The sequence below is a fragment of the Massilia sp. YIM B02443 genome, from assembly GCF_030411955.1.
GTDB lineage: Bacteria > Pseudomonadota > Gammaproteobacteria > Burkholderiales > Burkholderiaceae_D > Telluria.
In genome coordinates this window covers 1-21,017 of the sequence record NZ_JASNRA010000034.1, presented here as the reverse complement: position 1 = coordinate 21,017, position 21,017 = coordinate 1, and the positions used below count along the sequence as shown (strand labels likewise).

At 66.6% G+C, this 21,017-nt stretch carries 22 protein-coding genes; 18 read left to right on the top strand and 4 right to left on the bottom strand.

What is annotated here, in order from left to right; translation table 11 throughout:
* Positions 1-8 precede the first annotated feature (8 nt).
* Positions 9-809: an AraC family transcriptional regulator gene (locus QPK27_RS23335; protein ID WP_290420566.1), complete on the bottom strand. Its 801-nt coding sequence runs from the start codon at positions 807-809 to the stop codon at positions 9-11.
* A 16-nt stretch (positions 810-825) separates the two neighbouring features.
* Positions 826-1,599: a fumarate/nitrate reduction transcriptional regulator Fnr gene (gene fnr / locus QPK27_RS23330; protein WP_290420565.1), complete on the bottom strand. Its 774-nt coding sequence runs from the start codon at positions 1,597-1,599 to the stop codon at positions 826-828.
* 222 nt (positions 1,600-1,821) lie between these two features.
* On the opposite strand from fnr, the gene QPK27_RS23325 reads away from it, so the two are divergent.
* From QPK27_RS23325 to QPK27_RS23240, 18 genes are all read left to right on the top strand, one after another.
* On the top strand, positions 1,822-3,369 hold the full coding sequence (locus tag QPK27_RS23325; protein ID WP_290420564.1) for a cytochrome ubiquinol oxidase subunit I: 1,548 nt from the start codon (positions 1,822-1,824) through the stop codon (positions 3,367-3,369).
* Between the two features lie 3 nt (positions 3,370-3,372).
* Positions 3,373-4,380 (top strand): cytochrome d ubiquinol oxidase subunit II, encoded by a 1,008-nt coding sequence (gene cydB / locus QPK27_RS23320; protein ID WP_290420563.1) that lies wholly within the window; start codon positions 3,373-3,375, stop codon positions 4,378-4,380.
* A complete protein-coding gene (locus tag QPK27_RS23315) occupies positions 4,380-4,520 on the top strand; it encodes a DUF2474 domain-containing protein (protein ID WP_308633607.1) in 141 nt (46 codons plus the stop codon). Before cydB ends, QPK27_RS23315 begins: the two co-directional genes overlap by 1 nt.
* A 72-nt stretch (positions 4,521-4,592) precedes the next feature.
* Positions 4,593-5,279 carry a molecular chaperone TorD family protein gene (locus tag QPK27_RS23310; RefSeq protein WP_290420562.1) on the top strand — a complete coding sequence of 229 codons (687 nt, stop codon included), beginning with the start codon at positions 4,593-4,595 and terminating at the stop codon, positions 5,277-5,279.
* Entirely contained in the window at positions 5,266-5,490 is a 225-nt protein-coding gene (locus QPK27_RS23305) for a formate dehydrogenase (protein WP_290420561.1), read from the top strand. The genes QPK27_RS23310 and QPK27_RS23305 overlap by 14 nt, the downstream gene beginning before the upstream one ends.
* 27 nt (positions 5,491-5,517) lie before the next feature.
* Positions 5,518-8,337, top strand: coding sequence for a formate dehydrogenase subunit alpha (locus QPK27_RS23300; RefSeq protein WP_290420560.1), 2,820 nt, complete (start codon positions 5,518-5,520; stop codon positions 8,335-8,337).
* Positions 8,338-8,349: 12 nt separating this feature from the next.
* Positions 8,350-9,033: a formate dehydrogenase FDH3 subunit beta gene (fdh3B, locus tag QPK27_RS23295; protein WP_290420559.1), complete on the top strand. Its 684-nt coding sequence runs from the start codon at positions 8,350-8,352 to the stop codon at positions 9,031-9,033.
* On the top strand, positions 9,030-9,248 hold the full coding sequence (locus tag QPK27_RS23290; protein ID WP_290420558.1) for a hypothetical protein: 219 nt from the start codon (positions 9,030-9,032) through the stop codon (positions 9,246-9,248). Before fdh3B ends, QPK27_RS23290 begins: the two co-directional genes overlap by 4 nt.
* A gap of 42 nt (positions 9,249-9,290) precedes the next feature.
* Complete coding sequence (locus tag QPK27_RS23285; RefSeq protein WP_290420557.1) at positions 9,291-10,376, top strand: formate dehydrogenase subunit gamma; 1,086 nt, start codon at positions 9,291-9,293, stop codon at positions 10,374-10,376.
* 8 nt (positions 10,377-10,384) lie between these two features.
* On the top strand, positions 10,385-10,825 hold the full coding sequence (locus tag QPK27_RS23280) for a hypothetical protein (RefSeq protein WP_290420556.1): 441 nt from the start codon (positions 10,385-10,387) through the stop codon (positions 10,823-10,825).
* Positions 10,822-11,421 (top strand): hypothetical protein, encoded by a 600-nt coding sequence (locus tag QPK27_RS23275; protein WP_290420555.1) that lies wholly within the window; start codon positions 10,822-10,824, stop codon positions 11,419-11,421. Before QPK27_RS23280 ends, QPK27_RS23275 begins: the two co-directional genes overlap by 4 nt.
* 16 nt (positions 11,422-11,437) lie before the next feature.
* Positions 11,438-11,881, top strand: a complete 444-nt coding sequence (locus tag QPK27_RS23270) for a DUF3305 domain-containing protein (protein WP_290420554.1) — start codon at positions 11,438-11,440, stop codon at positions 11,879-11,881.
* An 11-nt stretch (positions 11,882-11,892) separates the two neighbouring features.
* Entirely contained in the window at positions 11,893-12,447 is a 555-nt protein-coding gene (locus QPK27_RS23265) for a DUF3306 domain-containing protein (protein WP_290420553.1), read from the top strand.
* Positions 12,444-14,132: a 4Fe-4S dicluster domain-containing protein gene (locus QPK27_RS23260; protein ID WP_290420552.1), complete on the top strand. Its 1,689-nt coding sequence runs from the start codon at positions 12,444-12,446 to the stop codon at positions 14,130-14,132. The genes QPK27_RS23265 and QPK27_RS23260 overlap by 4 nt, the downstream gene beginning before the upstream one ends.
* A gap of 176 nt (positions 14,133-14,308) precedes the next feature.
* A complete protein-coding gene (locus tag QPK27_RS23255) occupies positions 14,309-16,003 on the top strand; it encodes an AMP-binding protein (protein WP_290420551.1) in 1,695 nt (564 codons plus the stop codon).
* A gap of 103 nt (positions 16,004-16,106) precedes the next feature.
* On the top strand, positions 16,107-16,613 hold the full coding sequence (locus QPK27_RS23250; RefSeq protein WP_290420550.1) for an SET domain-containing protein: 507 nt from the start codon (positions 16,107-16,109) through the stop codon (positions 16,611-16,613).
* 98 nt (positions 16,614-16,711) lie between these two features.
* Positions 16,712-17,899, top strand: a complete 1,188-nt coding sequence (pncB, locus tag QPK27_RS23245) for a nicotinate phosphoribosyltransferase (protein WP_290420549.1) — start codon at positions 16,712-16,714, stop codon at positions 17,897-17,899.
* 94 nt (positions 17,900-17,993) lie between these two features.
* Positions 17,994-18,989: a hypothetical protein gene (locus QPK27_RS23240; RefSeq protein WP_290420548.1), complete on the top strand. Its 996-nt coding sequence runs from the start codon at positions 17,994-17,996 to the stop codon at positions 18,987-18,989.
* Between the two features lie 312 nt (positions 18,990-19,301).
* Here QPK27_RS23240 and QPK27_RS23235 read toward each other — a convergent pair whose 3' ends face one another.
* Complete coding sequence (locus QPK27_RS23235; RefSeq protein ID WP_290420547.1) at positions 19,302-19,829, bottom strand: hypothetical protein; 528 nt, start codon at positions 19,827-19,829, stop codon at positions 19,302-19,304.
* Positions 19,830-20,145: 316 nt separating this feature from the next.
* Positions 20,146-21,017 (bottom strand): IS3 family transposase (locus tag QPK27_RS23230; RefSeq protein ID WP_290420546.1); only part of this gene is annotated, 872 nt, incomplete at its 5' end.

Here is a 21,017-nt window from a genome sequence, read left to right as displayed (position 1 = left end):
TATTTTTATTAAGTATTGCAAATAGAAAGCTTGTAGTCTCCCGCCCGTCCAAGCAACCGCACCGACTGGCGCATGGCGCGCCGATACGCCGCCGGCGTGGTATCGAACGCCTTGCGCATCGCGCGCGTCAGGCTGCTCTGGTCGGCGAAGCCGGCGGCCAGCGCAATCTCTGCCACGCTGCGCGTGCCTTCCGCAAGCCACTCGCGCGCCCGCTCGAGGCGGCAGCGCAGCAGCCAGTCGTGCGGACTGGTATCCAGCTCATCGCGGAACAGAACATGCAGCCGGCTCACGCTCACATGCGCCGCCTGCGCCATCGCCGCCGTGCTCCACGGCAGTCCCGGCTCGGCCTCGATGCGCGCCAGCAGCGCCGCCAGGCGCGACACCGGCCGCGTTTCGTTCAGCACCAGCGTATCGAGCAGCAGCGGCACCCAGCCCTGCACCAGCGTCCCGGAAACTGGCGACTGGCGCGCCAGGATGCCCATGAAGTCGACCAGCTTGCGCGCCGCTGGCGCCAGCGGCGCGAACGGGCGCTCGAGTAGCGCCTGCCACGGTCCGCCGTCGAAGGCGGCGGCGTCGACGTCGACGATCAGCGAATGGTTCTCGGCCTGGCTCGACTGTGCATGCCAGGCGCCGGGCGCGATCAGCGCGCCGTGCAGCGGATCGAGCCGGGCGCGCCGGTCTTCGATGTCGAGCAGCACCTCGCCATCGACCGGCAGCACCAGCTGGGCGAACGCGTGGCGGTCGCCCCAGTGCACGCGGCCGTAGCTGCGCAGGTGGAGGTCGAGTTCGAGGGCGGGGTTCAATCGCATCGTCAATCCAGGAACGTCAAGCCATCGGGCTGCACACGTCGGCGCCCGAGGCCAGCGCCTTGAGCTTGGCCGGGTCGAGCAGGGTGACGTCGCGCTTGTCGACCGCGATCCAGCCCTGCTTTTTAAAACGCGACAGCAGCCGGCTGATGCTCTCGATGGTCAGGCCCAGGTAGTTGCCGATGTCCTCGCGCGACATGCGCAATTGAAAACTGTCGGCCGCATAGCCGCGCGTCGCGTAGCGCGCCGACAGGTTGACCACGAACACGGCAAAGCGCTGCTCGGCGCGCATGTTCCCAAGCAGCAGCATGACGTTCTGCTCGCGCGTGATTTCCTGGCTCATGATGCGGTGGAAGTGGCGCAGCAACGTTGGCACTTCGCCGAACAGTTCTTCCAGGCGCGCGAACGGGATCTCGCATACCTCGCTGTCTTCCAGCGCCACCGCGTCGCAGTGGTGGTTGCCGCTGATCGCGTCCATGCCCAGCAGTTCGCCGGCCATCTGGAAGCCGGTGATCTGGGCCACCCCAGCCGCATTCACCTGGTAGGTCTTGAAGTGGCCGAAGCGCACCGCGTACAGGTTGCGGAACGGCTCGCCCATCCCGTACAGGCGCTCGCCCTGCGCCAGCCGGCGGCGGCGGCCGATGATGCGGTCCAGGCGGTCGATGTCGGCGTCGGCCAGGCCCATCGGCAGGCATAGCTGGTGCATGCTGCAGGCGGCGCAGGATTTGAGGGCCTGGAGCGTGACGGCTGGCTGGCCGGGGGAAGGGGATGGCTGGAGCGGGTGCTGGGACATGAGACGCGGTCGGTCGATGCGGTGACCCCGCGATTATAGACGTGTTGGCGGTCCGTGCCCGCATCGGCTACCCGCCCGGGTGCGCGATTGGAACCGGTGCGGGCGCACTTGTCCAGAATGTGTCGCCCGTGCGCGACGGGCGATACAAATTTGCCATCGCCAATCGTGCGCCGAAAACGCCATGCTAGTCTCGCCACCTCCTGTCGAAGGCGAGGAGTAGACATGTTCGGCCTGAGTGCCCTGGATCTGGCGCGCATCCAGTTCGCGTTCACGATTTCGTTCCACATCATCTTCCCGGCGATCACGATCGGCATGGCCAGCTATCTGGCGGTGCTCGAGGGTTGCTGGCTGCGCACCAAGCGCCAGGTGTACGTCGACCTGTACCACTTCTGGATCCGCATCTTCGCGGTCGCCTTCGGCATGGGCGTGGTGTCCGGCATCGTGATGGCCTACCAGATCGGCACCAACTGGAGCGTGCTGTCCGAGGTCGCCGGCAGCGTGATGGGGCCGCTGCTCACCTACGAGGTGTTGACCGCGTTCTTCCTGGAGGCCGGCTTCCTGGGCGTGATGCTGTTCGGCTGGAACCGGGTCGGCCCGCAGCTGCACTTCGCCGCCACCTGCATGGTCGCGCTCGGGACCCTGATCTCGGCCACCTGGATCCTGGGCGCCAACAGCTGGATGCAGACCCCGCAGGGCTATGCCTGGGAAGACGGGCGCCTGGTGCCGGCCGACTGGCTGGCGATCGTCTTCAATCCCTCGTTCCCGTACCGCCTGCTGCACATGGTGGTGGCCGCCTACCTGGCCACCGCGCTGCTGGTCGGCGCGTCCGGCGCCTGGCACCTGCTGCGCGGCCGCGACAGCAAAGCCGTGCGCAAGATGCTGTCGATGGCGATGTGGATGATCCTGATCGCGGCCCCGATCCAGGCCGTGATCGGCGACTTCCATGGCCTCAACACCCTCAAGCACCAGCCGGCCAAGCTGGCGGCGATGGAAGGGCACTGGCAGAACGAACCGGGCGAGGCGGTGCCGCTGATCGTGTTCGGCATTCCCGCCATGGAGCGTGAAGAGACCCGCTACGCGGTCGAGATTCCCTACCTCGGCAGCATCATCCTGACCCATACATTGACCGGCCAGTTCCCGGGCCTGAAGGAATTCGCGCCGCAGGACCGGCCCAATTCGCTGATCGTGTTCTGGAGTTTCCGCGTGATGGTCGGCTTGGGCCTGTTGATGATCGCGCTCGGGGTCCTGGGCCTGTGGCTCAGGCGCGGCGGACGCATCTTCAACAAGCGCCTGTTCCTGCGCTTCGCGCTGGCGATGGGGCCGGCCGGCCTGATCGCGATCCTGGCCGGCTGGATCACCACCGAGGTCGGACGCCAGCCGTGGGTGGTGTACGGCGTGCTGCGCACGGCCGATGCGGTGTCGCCGCACAGCGCCGCCACGATGGCGCTGACGCTCGGCATGTTCATCGTGGCCTATGTGTTCGTGTTCGGCGCCGGCACCCTGTACCTGATCCGCCTGATCCGCAAGGGGCCGCAGCACTTCGCCGTGCAGCATGCCCCGGAGGGCGGGCCGGGAGAAGGGCGCACCCCGATGCGGCCATTGTCGGCGGCCGACACCCGCAACGACGACAGCGGCGACAAGGACGACCTCGCCGCGCAGGGTGCGGCCGGGGACGGAGCCGGGGCCAAGCTCGGCCTCGACACCCATCCGCAGCCTGGCGCCGGCGACCAGCGTCCCGGCCAGGACGACGACCACCCGAAGGGAAGCTGAACCATGGGCATCGACACCTCGATCATCTGGATCGTCATCATCTTCTTCGCCGTCTTCATGTACGTGCTGCTGGACGGCTTCGACCTGGGGATCGGCATGCTGTTTCCGTTCACGCCCAAAAAGCGCGACCGCGACACCATGATGAACACCGTGGCGCCGGTGTGGGACGGCAACGAGACCTGGCTGGTGCTGGGCGGCGAAGGCCTGCTGGCGGCGTTCCCGATCGCGTATTCGATCATCCTCTCCGGCCTGTACCTGCCGCTGATCTTCATGCTGATCGGCCTGGTGTTCCGCGGCGTGGCGTTCGAGTTCCGCTTCAAGGCCAAGGAGGGCGAGCGCCACCTGTGGGACAAGGCCTTCATCGGCGGCTCGGTGGTGGCGGCGTTCTTCCAGGGCGTGGCGCTGGGCGCCTTCCTGGATGGCATCGCGGTCTCGGGGCGCAGCTTTTCCGGCGGGCCGCTCGACTGGATCGCGCCGTTCCCGCTGCTGGCCGGCGTGGGCGTGATCATCGCCTACACGCTGCTGGGTTCCACCTGGCTGATCATGAAGACCGAGGGCGAGCTGCACGACCGCATGATCCAGGTCGCCAAGCCGTTCGCGCTGCTGCTGCTGGCGGCGATCGTGGCGGTCAGCATCTGGACCCCGCTGCGCTTCCCGCACGTGGCCGACCGCTGGTTCACCTTCCCGAACATCCTGTTCCTGGCGCCGGTGCCGCTGCTGGTGGCGTTGTGCATGTTCCTGCTGCTGCGTTCGTTGGGACGCAAGCCGTTCCGCCAGCCCTTCGTGCTGGCGCTGGCCCTGATCTTCCTCGGCTACAGCGGGATGGCGATCAGCATCTGGCCGCACGTGGTGCCGCCCGCGATCACGATCTGGGAAGCCGCGTCGCCACCGCAGAGCCAGGGTTTCGCGCTGGTCGGCACGCTGTTCATCCTGCCAATCATCCTGATGTACACCGGCTGGTCGTACTGGGTGTTTCGCGGCAAGGTCAAGGCCGATGCGGGGTATCACTGATGGCCATGCATAACGTGGGGAAACGGGAGTGGCTGCGCCGCATCGGCTGGATGGTGCTGTTATGGCTGGGTGGCGTCTTGACGCTCTCGGCCGTGGCATACCTGATCCGGATGGTCATGCACGCCGCCGGTATGCGATAGGCACAACTGTGCGCGCACAATTGTGTCATGCGACTACACTAATCATGAATCTTTTATAACTGGAGCACCATAGTGTCACCAACGAGTGCGCCCACCGAAGAACGCCCGACTGCGTTCGCCACCGTCAGCATGCCGGTGAAGCCCCTGAGCGGCGAAGACCAGGCCCGCGCGGACCTGTACGCCCTGCTGGCGCGGCTGTTCCTGGTGCCGCCCGACGCGGCGCTGCTGGATGCGTTGTCGGCCAGCGAGCCGATCCTGGCCCAGGGCGGTGACCTGGCCCTCGAGCAAGCCTGGGAACGCTTGAGCATGGCCTCCAGCGTCATGGATGCGCAAGCCGTGCAGGACGAATTCGACGCGCTGTTCGTCGCCATCGGCACGCCGCTCATCAATCCCTATGGCTCGCGCTACATCGCCGGCTTCATCAACGACACGCCGCTGGCCGAGCTGCGCGCCGACCTGGCGCGCCTGGGCCTGGCGCGGGTGCGCGGGGCCGGGGAGTTCGAGGACCACATCGGCGCCCTGTGCGAAACCATGCGCGTGCTGGTCGGCGGCGCGCCGGGCGTGCGGCCGCAGCCGGTCGAGCAGCAACGCTATTTCTTCGAAGTGCACATCGCGCCCTGGTACGAGCGCGCCATGCACGATATCGCCGGCGCCGACGGCGCCAACTATTACCGCCTGGTGGCGCGCCTGGCCGAGGCCTTCCTGGCGATCGAGGCAGACGCCTTCACGGTAGAGGAGCAGAGCAATGAAGCAGCATGAACTCGACGCACACGACGCCGAAACGAAACCCGACCCGGCCCGCCGCGGCTTCCTGAAAGCCGCGCCGCTGGGCGCGCTGCTGGTGGCGGCCGCCGCCCCGGCCGGCGCCGCTCCCGCCGCCGCGCCGGTGCAGCCCGACCCGAACATCAAGCGCGGCTACCACGAGACCGATCACATCCGGCGCTACTACCAGACCGCCGCTTACTGGTAAATCCCAGCCATAACGAGGAACCTGCATATGTCCCTGGTAAAGACCAGCCGCGAAAGCGGTGTCAAGCGTCGCCGCTTCCTGGCCGGCGCCGGTGTCGCCGTCGGCGCCGGCGCGCTGGCGCGCCACCTGCCGTTCAACATGATCGAGCCGGCCCAGGCCGACCCGGTGCCGAACACGCCGGTGCCGACCGAAGTGAAACGCACCGTGTGCAGCCACTGCTCGGTCGGCTGCTCGGTGGACGCGGTGGTGGCCAACGGCGTCTGGGTGCGCCAGGAAGCCGCCTTCGATTCGCCAATCAATATGGGCGCCCACTGCGCCAAGGGCGCCTCGGTGCGCGAGCACGCGTTCGGCGAGCACCGCCTGCGCTATCCGATGAAGCTGGTGGACGGCAAGTACCAGCGCATCTCGTGGGACCAGGCCATCAACGAGATCGGCGACAAGCTGCTGCAGCTGCGCCAGCAGGCCGGGCCGGACTCGGTGATGTGGATCGGCAGCTCCAAGCACAACAACGAGCAGGCCTATCTGCTGCGCAAGTTCGTTTCGTTCTGGGGCTCGAACAACTGCGACCACCAGGCGCGCATCTGCCACTCGACCACGGTCGCGGGCGTGGCCCAGACCTTCGGTTACGGCGCGATGACCAATTCGTTCAACGACCTGCACCACAGCAAGGCGGTGCTGTTCATCGGCAGCAATCCGGCCGAGGCGCACCCGATCTCGATGCTGCACTTCCTGCACGCCAAGGAACTGGGCGCCAAGATGATCGTGATCGACCCGCGCTTCACCCGCACCGCGCGCTTCGCCCACCACTACGTGCGGGTGCGCCCCGGCACCGACATCGCGCTGGTGTGGGGCATCGTCTGGCACATCTTCAACAACGGCTGGGAAGACAAGAAGTACATCGCCGAGCGTACCTACGGCATGGACGAGGTGCGCAAGGAAGTGGCCAAGTGGACTCCCGATAAAGTGTCGGACGTGACCGGCGTGCCGGAGTCGGCGGTGCGGATGGCGGCCGAGATGCTGGCCACGAATCGCCCGTCGTCGGTGGTCTGGTGCATGGGCATCACCCAGCACCACGTCGGCACCGCCAACGTGCGCGCGCTGTCGATCCTGCAGCTGGTGCTGGGCAATATCGGCATCCCCGGCGGCGGCGCCAACATCTACCGCGGCCACGACAACGTTCAAGGAGCAACCGACGTCGGCCCGAACGGTGATTCGCTGCCCGGCTACTACGGCCTGGCCGAAGGCGCCTGGAAGCACTTCGCCAGTGTCTGGGGCGTGGATTACGAATGGATCAAGTCGCGCTTCGGCTCCAAGGAACTGATGGAAAAGCCCGGCATCACGGTGTCGCGCTGGTTCGATGCGGTCAATGAAGAGAACAAGTACATCGACCAGCCGAGCAACCTGAAGGCCGTGTTCTACTGGGGCCACGCACCGAACAGCCAGACCCGCCTGCCGGACATGAAGGCGGCGATGCAGAAGCTCGACATGATGGTGGTGATCGACCCGTATCCGAGCATGACGGCGTCGATGCACGGCCGCACCGATGGCGTGTACCTGCTGCCGGCCGCTTCGCAGTTCGAGACGCAGGGTTCGTGCACCGCCTCGAACCGCTCGATCCAGTGGCGCGAAAGGGTGATCCAGCCGCTGTTCGAGTGCAAGACCGACCACGAGATCATGTACCTGTTCGCCAGGAAGCTGGGCTTCCACAACGAGCTGGTCAAGAACATCAAGGTGGTGCACAACGAACCGGTGGTCGAGGACATCCTGCGCGAGATCAACCGCTCGTGCTGGACCATCGGCTACACCGGCTGCTCGCCCGAGCGCCTGAAGCTGCACATGGAAAACAAGCACACCTTCAACCCGACCACGCTGCGCGCCGACTCGGGCCCGTGCAAGGGCGACTACTACGGCTTGCCGTGGCCGTGCTGGGGCACGCCGGAAATGAAGCATCCCGGCACCCCGATCCTGTATGACCTGAGCAAGTCGGTGGCAGAGGGCGGCCTGCCGTTCCGCGCCAACTGGGGCGTCGAGCACAATGGCGAGAGCCTGCTGGCGGCCGACGGCTCGACCAACAAGGACAGCGAACTCGACACCGGCTATCCGGAATTCGACCACGTGTTCCTGAAAAAACTGGGCTGGTGGGCCGAACTGACGCCGCAAGAGCAGGCCATGGCCGAGGGCAAGAACTGGAAGACCGACAATTCGGGCGGCATCATCCGCGTCGTCATCGCCCACGGCTGCGCCCCGTTCGGCAATGCGCGCGCCCGCGCCAACGTCTGGAACTTCCCCGATCCGGTGCCGGTCCACCGCGAACCGCTGGCCACGCCACGGCGCGACCTGGTGGCGCAGTACCCGACCTACGAGGACAAGGCCAACCACTGGCGCCTGCCGACGCTGTACAAATCGGTGCAGGCCATCGATTACTCGAAGGACTTCCCACTGATCATGACCTCGGGCCGCCTGGTCGAGTACGAGGGCGGCGGCGAGGAGACCCGTTCCAACCCGTGGCTGGCCGAGCTGCAGCAGAACATGTTCGTCGAGATCAACCCGCTCGACGCGGTGCAGATCGGCGCCCGCATCGGCGAGTACGTGTGGGTCGAGACCCCGACCGGCGCGCGCCTGAAGATGATGGCGATGGTCACCGAGCGGGTGCCGGTCGGCCTGGTGTGGATGCCGTTCCACTTCGGCGGCTGGTGGATGGGCGAAGACCTGGAAAAACACTATCCGGAAGGCGGCGCGCCGATCGTGCGTGGGGAGGCGGTCAATACCGGCTGGACCTACGGCTACGACGCCGTCACCATGATGCAGGAAACCAAAGTCTCGCTGTGCCGAGTCGTCAGAGCGTAAGGAGAAACCAGTATGTCCGCACGGATGAAATTCATTTGCGACACGGAGCGCTGCATCGACTGCAACGGCTGCGTGACCGCCTGCAAGAACGAACACGAACTGGCCTGGGGCATCAACCGCCGGCGCGTGGTGACCATCAACGACGGCGTGCCGGGCGAGCGCTCGGTCTCGATCGCCTGCATGCACTGCACCGACGCGCCGTGCCTGGCGGTGTGCCCGACCAACTGCATCTACCACACCGAGGACGGCATCGTCCTGCACAGCAAGGACCAGTGCATCGGCTGCGGCTACTGCTTCTACGCCTGCCCGTTCGGCGCCCCGCAGTTCGGCGAGACCGGCCTGTTCAACCACCGCGGCAAGATGGACAAGTGCACCTTCTGCGCCGGCGGCCCGGAACCGGACACCTCGGAAGCCGAATTCAAGAAGTACGGCCGCAACCGCATCGCCGAAGGCAAGCTGCCCGCCTGCGCCGAGCAGTGCGGCACCAAGGCGCTGCTGGGCGGCGACGCCAACGTCATCGCCGACATCTACCGCCAGCGCGTCGAGACGCGCGGCTACGGCCCCGAGCTGTGGGGCTGGAAGATCGCCTACGGCAAGCCGAAGCGCGGCGGCGAGATCAAGTCGAAGGGCAACCTGCCGCGCGTCAACCAGGACCTGAACGACTCGCAAAATCTCTCGGGGAGGCTGCCGACATGAAGCCATGCAAACTGATTACCCTTGCGCTGCCGCTGGCGTTGCTGGCCGGCTGCCTCGAAGTCGACCAGCATCCGCACTGGATCAGGGGCGAGTACGCCGGCAAGCCAGACAACCGGCCGCAGGACGTGCGCTTCCACAAGGATCGGCTGGCATGGTGGGCCACGGTGGAAAACCGCAACCAGAAGCAGAACGAATACAACCGCGCCAACCCCTGAGGAACCGACATGCGAGCGAACCCGATGTTAGTGCGCGCCGTCATGGCTCTGTTGCTGCTGATGGCGGCGGTAGTGATGGCGCCGGCGGCCTGGGCCGACGGCAAGCACAAGGAAGCGCGGCCGGCCTATGCCGAAGAGCAGACCATGCTGCAGATCGAGGCCGACTCGCGCGTGCCCGATCCGGGGCTGCTGTCGACCGATTCCGGACGCGTGCACATGGACCGCCACTTCCTGGGCCAGTACGGCAACAAGGAAGGCAACGTCATCGTCCAGCGCGGCGGCAATACCTGGCGCTACCTGCGCAACGGGCCGCTGGCCACGCTGGCCGGCTTCATCCTGCTGGCGGTGCCATTCGCGATCTTCGTGTTCTACCGGACCATCGGCCCGGCCAACCAGGTGGCCGAGGCCGGGCGCAAGCTGAAGCGCTTCAACCGCTGGGAACGGCAAGTGCATTGGGCCACGGCGTTCAGCTTCATCGCGCTTGCCATCACCGGCCTGATCATCATGTATGGCAAGAAGCTGCTGCTGCCGTGGATGGGGCACGACTTCTTCTCGTGGGTGGCGATCATCTCGAAATACCTGCACAACTTCGTCGGGCCGCTGTTCATCCTGTGCTCGATCCTGATGTTCTTCACCTTCCTGAAGCGTAACTATTACAACCGCGCCGACTGGCAGTGGGTCAAGAAGGGCGGGGGGCTGATCACCCACGAGCACGTGCCTGCCGGCTTCTTCAACGCCGGCGAGAAGACCTGGTTCTGGGGTGGTGTCGCGCTGCTGGGCCTGATCATGTCGGTCACCGGCCTGGTGCTCGACTTCGCGGTCGGCCAGACCCGCTACGTGATGCAGGTGGCCAACGTGCTGCACCTGAGCGCCGGCGCCATCTACATGGTGGCGGCGATGGGCCACTCCTACATCGGCACCTGGGGCACGCCGGGCGCGTTCGAGGCGATGCGCTACGGCACCGTCGACGAGAACTGGGCCAAGGCCCACCACCAGCTGTGGTACGAGCAGATGAAGACCGGCGTGCCGCCGGGACTCGACGAAGACGGCAAGATGGTGCCTGGACGCGGCGCCTCATCTGCACAACCCGGAAGCCCCGGCCAGCCCCGGCCCGGCCCCGCGCATTGAGGAACGCCATGAAAGCAATCACCATTTCAGTCGCCGCGCTGGCGCTGCTGGCCGGCTGCGGCGACAAGCCGACCGCCGCCTCGCACGGCGTGATCCAGACCAAGTACCCGGGCCAGGTCTCCTCCGGCGGCGGCACCAGCGGCCAGGTCCTGACCGCCAATGCCCGCCCCGAGACCGACGCCACCTATGCCGGCGGCACGCCGGGCATCGCCGGCGGTTCCGGCGGCAACACCAGCGGCGCCGCGATGGGCGGCACGGTGCAGGAAAGCGGCCAGGGACCGTCGAGCGGCGCGACCACGCCATCCAGCGCCGGCCGCCCCGGCGCGGCGCCTCAGCCGGGCGACCACGGTGGCGCCACGCCGCCGTCGCCGCATCGCGAGAATGCGCCGGCCAGCAACGCCGCCGCGCAGGGACCCGCCGCCGGCGGCACGACGGAGACCAAGCAATGAACCTCACCCGCACACTCGCCCTGAGCGCCGGCCTGCTGTTCGCCGCCAGCGCTGTCGCCGCACTGCCGCCGCCATCGCCGGCGCAGGCGCAGCAGGCCGCCGCCAAAAAGGCCGCCGCCGACGCCCAGGCAGCGAAGGAAAAGGAACGTCTGGCCGCGTCGATGGATGCGGTCAGCGCGCGCTGGCGCCAGCGCGCCGCCAGCGAGGGCTACAAGATCAAGCCGCCCGTGGTAGTGGCCACCGGCAGCGGGGCGGCGGTCAACCAGGCCAGCGCGGCCAGCGCAACCAGGGAGAACATCGCGGCCGGCATGGCCGTCGGCACCCCGGCCTTCGTCGCCACCCCGCCCAGCGCCGGGATCCAGGCGCCGCCGCCGCAGAACGCCGCGCGCGGCACCTCGGGCGCGGCCCCGGCCCCGGCCGCCGCGCCGCTCAGCCCGCAGGCGCTGAATTCGGCCAACGTGCCGATCAAGAGCGAGAAGCACGGCACCGCGCGTCCCAGCGAAGACGTCAAGGCCGGTCCGACCCGGGCCGAACCGAAGAACGCGTCGCCGACCGTCAACAAGCCGGGGGTGCCGGCCAACGCCGGCAAGCAATGAAAGCGAAAGGCGCATCATGAAAATGGGAAGCATGCCGGTGGCCGTGATCATGCAGCGGCGCGCGGTCGAGCACCGCTGGGGCGCGATGGACAGCTGGGCGGCGGTCGGCGTGGTGCCGGACCGCGGCAACCTGGCGCCGCTGCAGGTATTGAGCGAAAGCCCGGAGCGCGACTACTACATGGTGTCGGGCCTGGAGCTCGAGCTGTACACCGACGAGAACGACGGCTACTACGAGAACTGCATGGCGCCGGAATCGAAGGTGTTCGTGCTGTGGCGAATGGAAGACGGGCGCGCGATTCCCGCGCGCGCCTCGGTCAGCTACGTCGAGGGCACGCGCATGTTCGACTCGGGCGAATCGGCCGACGGTGTGACCATGCCGGCCGAGATCTATACCTGGGTCGCCAGCTACCTGCGCGACAACTACACGCCGCGCGTGCGCAAGGGCCGCCAGCACGGATGAGCGCCGGGACCATGCCAGAAGAAGGATTCCTGCGCCGCTGGGCGCGCCGCAAGTCGCTGGCGCCGGAAGAAGCCGCCGCCGAGGATGCCATCGTAGCGCCTGCGCCTGCAACTGCGCCTGCAACTACGCCTGTCGCCGACGCCGCGCCGCCCGGTCGCGAACCGCCCTCGCGCGAGCACGAACCTGCGCGGCCCGCGCCGACGCTGGAAGACGTCGCGCGCCTGACCCGGGAGTCCGACTACTCGGCCTTCGTCGGCCAGGGCGTGGACAAGACCGTGCAGCGCATGGCGCTCAAAAAACTGTTCGCCGATCCGCACTTCAACGTGATGGACGGGCTCGACATCTATATCGACGATTACAACAAGGTCACGCCGCTCTCCGCCGAGATGCTGGCCTCGCTCAAGCACGCCCCGGGCGTGCTGTCACGCCTGTTCGGCGACGACGAGCGGGACCAGCAAGCCGGGGAGGGCGCCGCCGCCGCTGCACCGGAAACGGCGCTGGAACAGGCGCATGACCCGGACGGCACGCCGCCGCCGCTACCACTACCACATCCAGGGACCCCATGAACATCCGATTCAACGACGGCGCCGCCTCCGACCCCGAGCAGGACGCGCGCGACGTGCTGGCGCGCCAGGCCGCACTGCGCGCTGCCCACGATTTTCCAACCTTCGAGCCGGCGATGACGGTCGGCTACCGCTCGGCCGGGCGCACCCTGATCGTCGGCAGCGCCGCCGACGCGCTGCCATTGGCCGACCAGCTGGCGGCGGCGCTGCCGGTGACGGTGCTGCTGCTCGACGAACCCGATGGCCCCGCGCCCATCACTCTGCGCATCTATCCAGTACACGCCGCGCGCAACGTGGCGCTGGCCGGCTGGCTCGGCGCCTTCGAGGCGCGCTGGCAGGCGCCCGGCCAGCCGGTCGGTGGCGGCAAGTTCGACCTGGTGCTCGACCTGTGCCCGCAACGCCTGATCGACAGCCACCAGAGCCCGCACGGCTACCACGCGCCCGGCCCCGGCGCCGTGGCGCGTTCGGCAGCGGTGACGGCGCTGCTCGACCTGGTCGGCGACTTCGAAAAGCCGAAATACTTCAACTACAACGAACGCATCTGCGCCCACAGCCGCAACGGCATCGACGCCTGCAACGCCTGCATCGACATCTGCTCGGCCAAGGCCATCGTCGGCGACGGCGACAAGATCAAGGTCAATCCCTACCTGTGCGCCGGCTGCGGCGCCTGCGGCACGGTGTGCCCGACCGGCGCCATGCGCTACGCCTATCCGCCGGCGCCGCTCACCGGCAAGCGTATCCAGGCCGCCCTGCGCGCCTTCCGCGAAGCCGGCGGCGCGCAGCCGGTGCTGCTGCTGATCGACGCGGCCGGCGCCGAACTGCTGGCGCAACTGGGCGATGCGGTGCCGGGCCGCGTGCTGCCGTTCGAACTGCACCACGTCGCCGCCACCGGCATCGACGTCTGGCTGGCGGCGCTGGCCTACGGCGCCTCCGGGGTCGCGATCCTGGCCGCCGGCGACGTCGCGCCGCAGTACATCGGCGCCCTGGGCGAACAGATGACGATCGCCCAGACCGTGCTCGATGGCCTGGGCTACGACGGCCCGCATTTCCAGCTGGTACAGACTGGCGGCGCCGGCCCTGAAGCGGCGCAGGAACTGGCGCTGGCCCTGCGCCACGCCCCGCGCGGCGCAAGCTGCACCACGCCCGCCACCTTCCACCTGGCGCTCGAGAAGCGCAACACGCTCGACTACGCGCTCGACCACCTGCACCGCCATGCGCCTCAACAGCCGCAGCACATCGACCTGCCGCCGCGCGCGCCGTTCGGCACGCTGGCGGTCAACCCGGCCACCTGCAGCCTGTGCATGTCCTGCGTCGGCGTGTGTCCGGCCAATGCGCTGCAGGACGGGCAGGGCGAGCCGCAGCTGCGCTTCATCGAGAAGAACTGCGTGCAGTGCGGGCTGTGCGCCAATACCTGTCCCGAGAACGCCATCACCCTGGTGCCGCGCATGTCGTTCGCGCCCGAGCGCATGAAGGCGGTGGTGCTGAACGCCTCGCAGCCCTTCCACTGCATCCGCTGCAGCAAGCCGTTCGGCACGCTGCACATGGTGCAGAACATGCTGGGCCGCCTGGGCGGGCACCCGGCGTTCGCGGCCAATCCGGACCGGCTGCGCATGTGCGGCGACTGCCGGGTGATCGACATGATGGCGCCGGTGGACGAGATGCGGGTGACGCCGGTCAGCCGCAACTGAGCGGCCAGGCCATGGCCAGGCCGTCGCGCCTGGCCTGAAACCTCGCGCGGCCGTCGAAACGGTGGCAGAATGGTCGCGACAGCGCAGCAGAGATCTGCAGCGACAAGACAAAGGCCGGGGCGCCCGCCGGTGCACCCTGCCGTTCGCGATTCATCCACAGCGACAGGAGACACCCCATGACGCCAACCCAGCGCTTCCTGCAGGCGCGCGACTTCCTCCAGCAGCACCGCCTCGACTACGACACCGCCTGGCGTGACTACCGGCGCCCCGAACTCGACACCTTCAACTGGGCCATCGACTACTTCGACCACCAGGCCAGGGACAACCATACCCCCGCGCTATGGGTGGTGGAGGAAGACGGCAGCGAGCGCAAGATCTCGTACGCCGACATGGCGGCGCGTTCAGACCAGGTGGCCGAGTACCTGCGCAACTGCGGCGTGCGGCGCGGCGACCGGGTGCTGCTGATGCTGCCGAACCGGGTCGAGCTATGGGAAATCATGCTGGCCGGGATCAAGCTCGGCGCCGTGCTGGTGCCGACCACGATGCTGCTCTCCGGCGCCGACCTGGCCGACCGCCTCGAACGTGGTCAGGTGAAGCACGTCGTGGCGCAAGTCTCGGAAGCGCACAAGTTCGACGGCATGGCGTCCGGCTTCACCCGCATCGCCGTCGGCGGCGCCGCGCCCGGCTGGCACGACTACGACGACAGTCACGGCGTGGCCAGCGTGTTCGTGCCCGAAGGCGTGACGCAGGCCAGCGACCCGCTGCTGCTGTACTTCACTTCCGGCACCACCGCCAAACCGAAGCTGGTGCTGCACACCCACCAGAGCTATCCGGTCGGCCACCTGTCGACCATGTACTGGATCGGCCTGCAGCCGGGCGACGTCCACTGGAACATCAGCTCGCCGGGCTGGGCCAAGCATGCCTGGAGTTGCTTCTTCGCGCCCTGGAATGCCGGCGCTACCGTGTTCGTCTACAACTACGAGCGCTTCGCGGCCAGATCGGTGCTGGATACGATCGTGCGCTGCGGCGTGACCTCGCTGTGCGCGCCGCCCACCGTGTGGCGCATGCTGATCAAGGAAGACCTGCGCGCCTGGAAGCCGCGCCTGCGTGAACTGGTCGGCGCCGGCGAACCGCTCAATCCGGAGGTGATCGAGCAGGTCGAGCGCGCCTGGGGCATCCGCATCCGCGACGGCTTCGGCCAGTCCGAATCCACCTGCCAGATCGGGAACTCGCCCGGCCAGCCGGTCAAGCCCGGCTCGATGGGGCGCCCGCTGCCCGGCTACCGCATCGCGCTGCTCGATATCGACGATGCGCCCGCTCAAGAGGGAGAAATCTCGGTGGAACTCGCTGCGCGCCCGATCGGCCTGATGTCGGGATACGACGGCAACGAAGAGAAGACGCGCGAGGTGATGCGGGCCGGGTACTACCACACCGGCGACACGGCGACGGTCGATGCTGACGGCTATTACTTCTACGTCGGCCGCAACGACGACGTGTTCAAGTCGTCCGACTACCGCATCAGCCCGTTCGAGCTCGAAAGCGTGCTGATCGAGCACGAAAGCGTGCTGGAAGCGGCGATCGTGCCCACGCCCGATCCGGTGCGGCTGTCGGTGCCGAAGGCCTTCGTCACCCTGCGCGCCGGGGTCGAACCGAGCCGCGAGATGGCGGCCGAACTGTTCGCGTTCACGCGCGCGCGGCTGGCGCCGTACCTGCGCATCCGCCGCATCGAGTTCCGCGAGCTGCCGAAGACCATCTCGGGCAAGATCAGGCGGGTCGAGTTGCGGCGCGAGGAAGTGGGGCGCGCTGGGGGCGCGATTGCAGGCGATGCGGCTGGGCAGGTCGAATACCGCGAAGAGGATTTTGCGGCATGAGCTGAGACGAGCACGGCGCGTCCGCCCGCTAATGTGCGGCCCCGCCGTTGTGATAGGCTCCATAATGGACAACCTATCAACAATCGACCTCCGCCCGCACGCGATGACCACCACCAAGCGCTCCACCCAAGCCCAAGACGCCAACCCGATGATCGAGGTGCGCCGCTCCCCCGTCCACGGCAACGGCGTCTTCGCCCTGCGGCCGATCCCGGCCGGCGAACGCATTATCGAGTACAAGGGCGAGCGCATCAGCTGGGACAAGGCCACCGAGCGCGCCGCCAAGGCCGGCGGCCCGATCAACCACACCTTCTATTTCACCCTGGCCGACGGCCGCGTGATCGACGGCGGCCGGCGCGGCAACGATGCACGCTGGATCAACCACGCGTGCTCGCCCAACTGCGAAGCGTTCGAGGACGAAGGCAAGGTTTACATCCACGCCATGCGCAACATCGACGCCGGCGAGGAGCTGAACTACAATTACGCCCTGATCTACGACGAGCGCCACACGCCCGCGCTGAAGAAGCTGTTCGCCTGCCGCTGCGGCACGCCCGGCTGCACCGGCACCATGCTGGCGCCGAAGCGCCGCAGCCGCAAGGCCGCGGCTGCCTGAACGCGACCGGCGCGTGACGCCGCACCGCCCGCGCAGCGTGCGTGGGCGGCGCTTGGGCTGCCACTCGTCCGCCACCTCGTCCGCCACCTGGAGTCCTGATGAAACCTGTCGTCCGCAGCCTGCTCGAAACCGACCTCTACAAGTTCACGATGTGGCAGGCGCTGCTGCACAGCCACCCCGGCGCCACCGGCGAATACGAATTCCGCTGCCGCAACGAGCCGGCCTATCCGCTGGCCGAACTGAAGGACGACATCGAGCGCGAGCTCGACCACCTGTGCAGCATGATGTTCACCGAGGACGAAGTGGCCTACCTGCGCGGCCTGCGCTTCATCAAGAGCGACTTCGCCGACTTCCTGACCCTGTTCCGCTTCCAGCGCAAGTTCATCGAGGTCACCACCGACGGCCCGCACCTGCGCATCCGCGCCGCCGGTCCGCTGGTGCACGTGATGGGCTTCGAGATCTTCGTGCTGTACATCGTCAACGAGCTGTATTTCCGCCGCTTCGACGGGCAGGCCGCGATCAGCGAAGCGCGCGTGCGCCTGCAGCAGAAGATCGACGAGCTGCGCGCCTTCGGCGACGAGCCGGCGCGCGCCAATCCGTTCGAGTTCTTCGACTTCGGCGTGCGCCGCCGCTTCTCGGGCGAGTGGCACGACGAAGTGGTGCAGACCATGGCGCGCGAGCTGCCGCAGTACTTCAAGGGCACCTCGAACGTCTACCTGGCCTATAAATTCAGGATGACGCCGATCGGCACCATGGCCCACGAATACCTGCAGGCGCACCAGGCCTTCGGCACCCGCCTGCGCGACTTCCAGAAGTCGGCGCTCGAAGACTGGGTGCAGGAATACCGCGGCGACCTCGGCACCGCGCTGACCGACGTGGTCGGCATGGACGCCTTCCTGTCCGACTTCGACCTGTACTTCGCCAAGCTGTTCGACGGCCTGCGCCACGACTCGGGCGATCCGGTCGTGTGGGGCGAAAAGGCGCTGGCGCACTACGTCAAGCTGCGCATCGACGCCCGCACCAAGCGCCTCGTGTTCTCGGACGCGCTGACCGTGCCCAAGGCCCTGGCGCTGTATCGTCATTTTGCCGACCGGGTGATGACCGGCTTCGGCATCGGCACCAAGCTCACCAACGACACGCCGTATCCGGCGCTGAACATCGTCATGAAGCTGACGCGCTGCAATGGCCAGCCGGTGGCCAAGCTGTCCGACGAACCGAGCAAGGCGCAGAGCACCGACACCACCTTCATCGCCTACCTGCGCCAGGTGTTCAACCACCCGGCATAAAGCGGGCACGACCCCCCGGGGCCGCTCTTCGGCGACCGCATCCGTCATGTAGAATCGGTAACTATTGGTAATTGATTCCTTGACGTGGTGAACGATGGACGATGTAAAAGAACCGATCCCCGCAACCGAACCGCCGGCGCAACCGGACCCGCAGCCCGCACCCGCGCCAACCCACGGCCGGCGGCTGCGCCGGCGCTGGCTCAAGGCGCTGCTGTACCTGCTGGCCGCGTTTGGCCTGGTGACGCTGGTACTGCTCGCGGTCGGCGTCTACCGGCATGCGACGACCGAAGCGCCGCCGCCGCGGGTCGAGATCGACGAAGCGGCCGTGATCGACAACGTCATGTCCGAGACCTACGGCAAGTATTCGGCAGCCAGGAAGGGCTGGGTCTACGTCGACGACAGCAACGTCACTTACCTGATGCGGGTGGTCCAGCAAACAAAAATCCCGGATGACCCGGCCGGCGACGAGCTGTATTTCGTCGCCAGCGGTGTCGCCGTCGACGGCAGCGACAACGCCCTGTTCGGCGCCTTCTACGTGCGCCCGACGACGCCGCACGACGGCAACCTGACCCAGTCGAGCATGCAGGTGCGCTACGCGTCGACGGTCGCGGTGCGCCCGGAACAGGTGTACTTCGAGGCGCTCAGCGACAGGCTGTGGGGCTGGGTGATCAAGACCCAGACCGGCGCCGACGCCGGCATCGCCCCGGTCACCGTCATGAACAACGTGCTGGCCCCGCACAACGACGGCATCGCCCTGCTGGGCGAATTCATGGCCTCGCGCGACTTCGACCCCGGTATACCCTGTGCCGAAGCGAAGGCCGCCTGGGACATCTACAACACCACCACCACCCCCGACATCGAAGGCGAGGACATCGAGGAAGCCGAGGAACCGCTGCGCTGCGACAAGCGCCGCTGGACCTACCGCATGGGCGTGGTGAACGGCGGCATCCCGGTGCCGATCACGGTCACGGCCGGCGGCCTGGAAGACGGCCAGCCGGTCGAGGCGCGCAAGTGGAAGGTGATGTTCGACCCCAAAAGCTTCACCTACACCATCCCGCCCGAACTCGCACCGCCGATGCCCGCCGAATAAAATCAGGGTCAGTGCCGAAAAGTGGACGCGGGCTGAACAGTTACTATTGCCGAGCTCGTGTCCACTTGTCTCCTAGGTGTCAGGTCCGAAAAGTGGACACGAGCTGAGCACTAGGCTCGCGACCATCCTGGTAGACAGACCCCGAGTTACAACATCGGTACATTGGGTATTTCAGTCGCGTTGGCGATGGCGGGGTCCGCGTTTCCACCTCACCATCGTTGAGCTGGTGTACACTTTTCGGACCTGACCCGGACCTGGGATCGGTCCTGACCCCGGATCGGTCCCGGATCGCCAGGCGCGGTCAACTGCCGTTCAGTCACCTGCAGGCTGGTCAATTGCCATGCGCGCGCGGGCCAGCTGCCAGTCCATCTGCCGCGCCATCTCGACCAGGTCGCGCGCAGTCACGGCTGGCAAGGCCGATTCCGGAATGTTCGAAGAGGGCGGCATCGGCGGCGCCGTGAAACCGCTGTAGATCGCTTTGCCCGGAATAGCCTGCATGAGTTCGGCGAGCCGGGTTTTCGCAAGCGCAAGGCCGTCCCCGTTTTCGCTCAGCGTCAGCCCAGGTGCATTATGGGTAACGACCGTGATGCCGGAGTCATACACCGTTGCGACGACCTTGCCTTGCGCTACCACCTGGGCGTAGATCTGATCGGGATGTTCGGCCGCATACTGCGCGACCGCGGCCTGGCGCGCGGCCACCTGCTGATCATGCAATGCAAGCTCTTCGATCTGCTCGGGGGTGGCCTGCACGGCGAAGCCTGGCTTGTTCTTCGCCAGCTCGGCCATGGACATGATGTTGCCTTGCACGCGGTAGGGATTGGCGGAATCGATGCGGGACATAGTGGTCTGCTCCATGGGCGGGTGACAAGTTGGTGAGTCGAACCGGCTTGACAGGATAACGGACCGAGATTGTCATGAGACTTGCTCTTAGTCAATTCCTTGCGGGTATAACCCAGCTAAATCGCCGTTTGCTGAGTCTGTGTCTACTTTCCAAGAAGCGGGTCTGATCCGAACAGCGGACAGGAACTCTGCCGTGCGAGCACGCCAACCGCCTGTCGCAGCTGTCATGTGCTCAGCTCGTGTTCACTTTTCGGATNTCATGTGCTCAGCTCGTGTTCACTTTTCGGATCTGAGGTAGTCCGGGTTTCTCGGACATCTAATTAAGCACACGGAACTCAACTTCTTTGGCGACAGGCGTTTGATAGCCTAAAGTCTGGTGGAGCCGTTTTCGATTGTAGTACATCTCGATATAGTCGTTGACCACTGCCTTGGCCTCGTCTCTCGAAGCAAACAGGCGTTCGTGCATTACCTCGTTCTTCAAGTTCGAGAAGAAGCTCTCTGCGACAGCATTATCGTGGCAGTTTCCCTTGCGGCTCATGCTTGGCACGACGTCGTGAGCCTTCATCAATTCACGGTAGTCATTGCAGCCATATATGCTGCCCTGATCGCTATGGAAGATCAGGGCAGCACCAGGTTTGCGCTGCGCTATCGCCATGCTCAACGCGGCCATCGGTAGCCGTGCTGCTTGCGTGACATCCATCGACCAGCCCACAATTCGGCGGGCATACAGGTCCAGCACGATGGCCAAATGGATCCAGCCTTCCTTTGTACGCAGGGAGGTAATGTCACCTACCCAGATTTTGTTCGGCGCGTCGACCTGGAAGCCACGCTGAACCAGATCCTTTGCCGGTGGCTGCACACTTTGCTTAGGCTGCATTACGCGGAAGCGCTTGATACGCGTCGGCTGGATGCTCTCCAGCTTGCGCAGCCGGTTCACGCGGTGCTTGCCGCATTTGATACCTTCAGCCTGCAGCAGGCGCCACATCTTCACAGCGCCAGGCGTCCAGCGGTGCTCGGTGTTGATCCTGACAATTGCAGCGCGCAAGGTCAGGTCTTCCTGGCTACGCAAGCTCGGTTTGACCTGTTTAGACGCGTAATACACGCTACGGCTGACATCGAGTACACGGCACAAGGTCTTGACCGGGAACTCGTTGCGGTGCTCGTCAATGACTGCGTACTTCACTTCTT

Bases quoted from the DNA above. Each gene is read 5' to 3' on its own strand.
- QPK27_RS23255 (WP_290420551.1), top strand. From the start codon at position 14,309: ATGACGCCAACCCAGCGCTTCCTGCAGGCGCGCGACTTCCTCCAGCAG.
- QPK27_RS23325 (WP_290420564.1), top strand. From the start codon at position 1,822: ATGTTCGGCCTGAGTGCCCTGGATCTGGCGCGCATCCAGTTCGCGTTC.
- cydB (WP_290420563.1), top strand. From the start codon at position 3,373: ATGGGCATCGACACCTCGATCATCTGGATCGTCATCATCTTCTTCGCC.
- QPK27_RS23335 (WP_290420566.1), bottom strand. From the start codon at position 809: ATGCGATTGAACCCCGCCCTCGAACTCGACCTCCACCTGCGCAGCTAC.
- pncB (WP_290420549.1), top strand. From the start codon at position 16,712: ATGAAACCTGTCGTCCGCAGCCTGCTCGAAACCGACCTCTACAAGTTC.
- fdh3B (WP_290420559.1), top strand. From the start codon at position 8,350: ATGTCCGCACGGATGAAATTCATTTGCGACACGGAGCGCTGCATCGAC.
- QPK27_RS23270 (WP_290420554.1), top strand. From the start codon at position 11,438: ATGAAAATGGGAAGCATGCCGGTGGCCGTGATCATGCAGCGGCGCGCG.
- QPK27_RS23305 (WP_290420561.1), top strand. From the start codon at position 5,266: ATGAAGCAGCATGAACTCGACGCACACGACGCCGAAACGAAACCCGAC.
- QPK27_RS23275 (WP_290420555.1), top strand. From the start codon at position 10,822: ATGAACCTCACCCGCACACTCGCCCTGAGCGCCGGCCTGCTGTTCGCC.
- QPK27_RS23290 (WP_290420558.1), top strand. From the start codon at position 9,030: ATGAAGCCATGCAAACTGATTACCCTTGCGCTGCCGCTGGCGTTGCTG.
- QPK27_RS23265 (WP_290420553.1), top strand. From the start codon at position 11,893: ATGCCAGAAGAAGGATTCCTGCGCCGCTGGGCGCGCCGCAAGTCGCTG.
- fnr (WP_290420565.1), bottom strand. From the start codon at position 1,599: ATGTCCCAGCACCCGCTCCAGCCATCCCCTTCCCCCGGCCAGCCAGCC.
- QPK27_RS23280 (WP_290420556.1), top strand. From the start codon at position 10,385: ATGAAAGCAATCACCATTTCAGTCGCCGCGCTGGCGCTGCTGGCCGGC.
- QPK27_RS23235 (WP_290420547.1), bottom strand. From the start codon at position 19,829: ATGTCCCGCATCGATTCCGCCAATCCCTACCGCGTGCAAGGCAACATC.
- QPK27_RS23240 (WP_290420548.1), top strand. From the start codon at position 17,994: ATGGACGATGTAAAAGAACCGATCCCCGCAACCGAACCGCCGGCGCAA.
- QPK27_RS23250 (WP_290420550.1), top strand. From the start codon at position 16,107: ATGACCACCACCAAGCGCTCCACCCAAGCCCAAGACGCCAACCCGATG.
- QPK27_RS23300 (WP_290420560.1), top strand. From the start codon at position 5,518: ATGTCCCTGGTAAAGACCAGCCGCGAAAGCGGTGTCAAGCGTCGCCGC.
- QPK27_RS23315 (WP_308633607.1), top strand. From the start codon at position 4,380: ATGGCCATGCATAACGTGGGGAAACGGGAGTGGCTGCGCCGCATCGGC.
- QPK27_RS23285 (WP_290420557.1), top strand. From the start codon at position 9,291: ATGGCTCTGTTGCTGCTGATGGCGGCGGTAGTGATGGCGCCGGCGGCC.
- QPK27_RS23260 (WP_290420552.1), top strand. From the start codon at position 12,444: ATGAACATCCGATTCAACGACGGCGCCGCCTCCGACCCCGAGCAGGAC.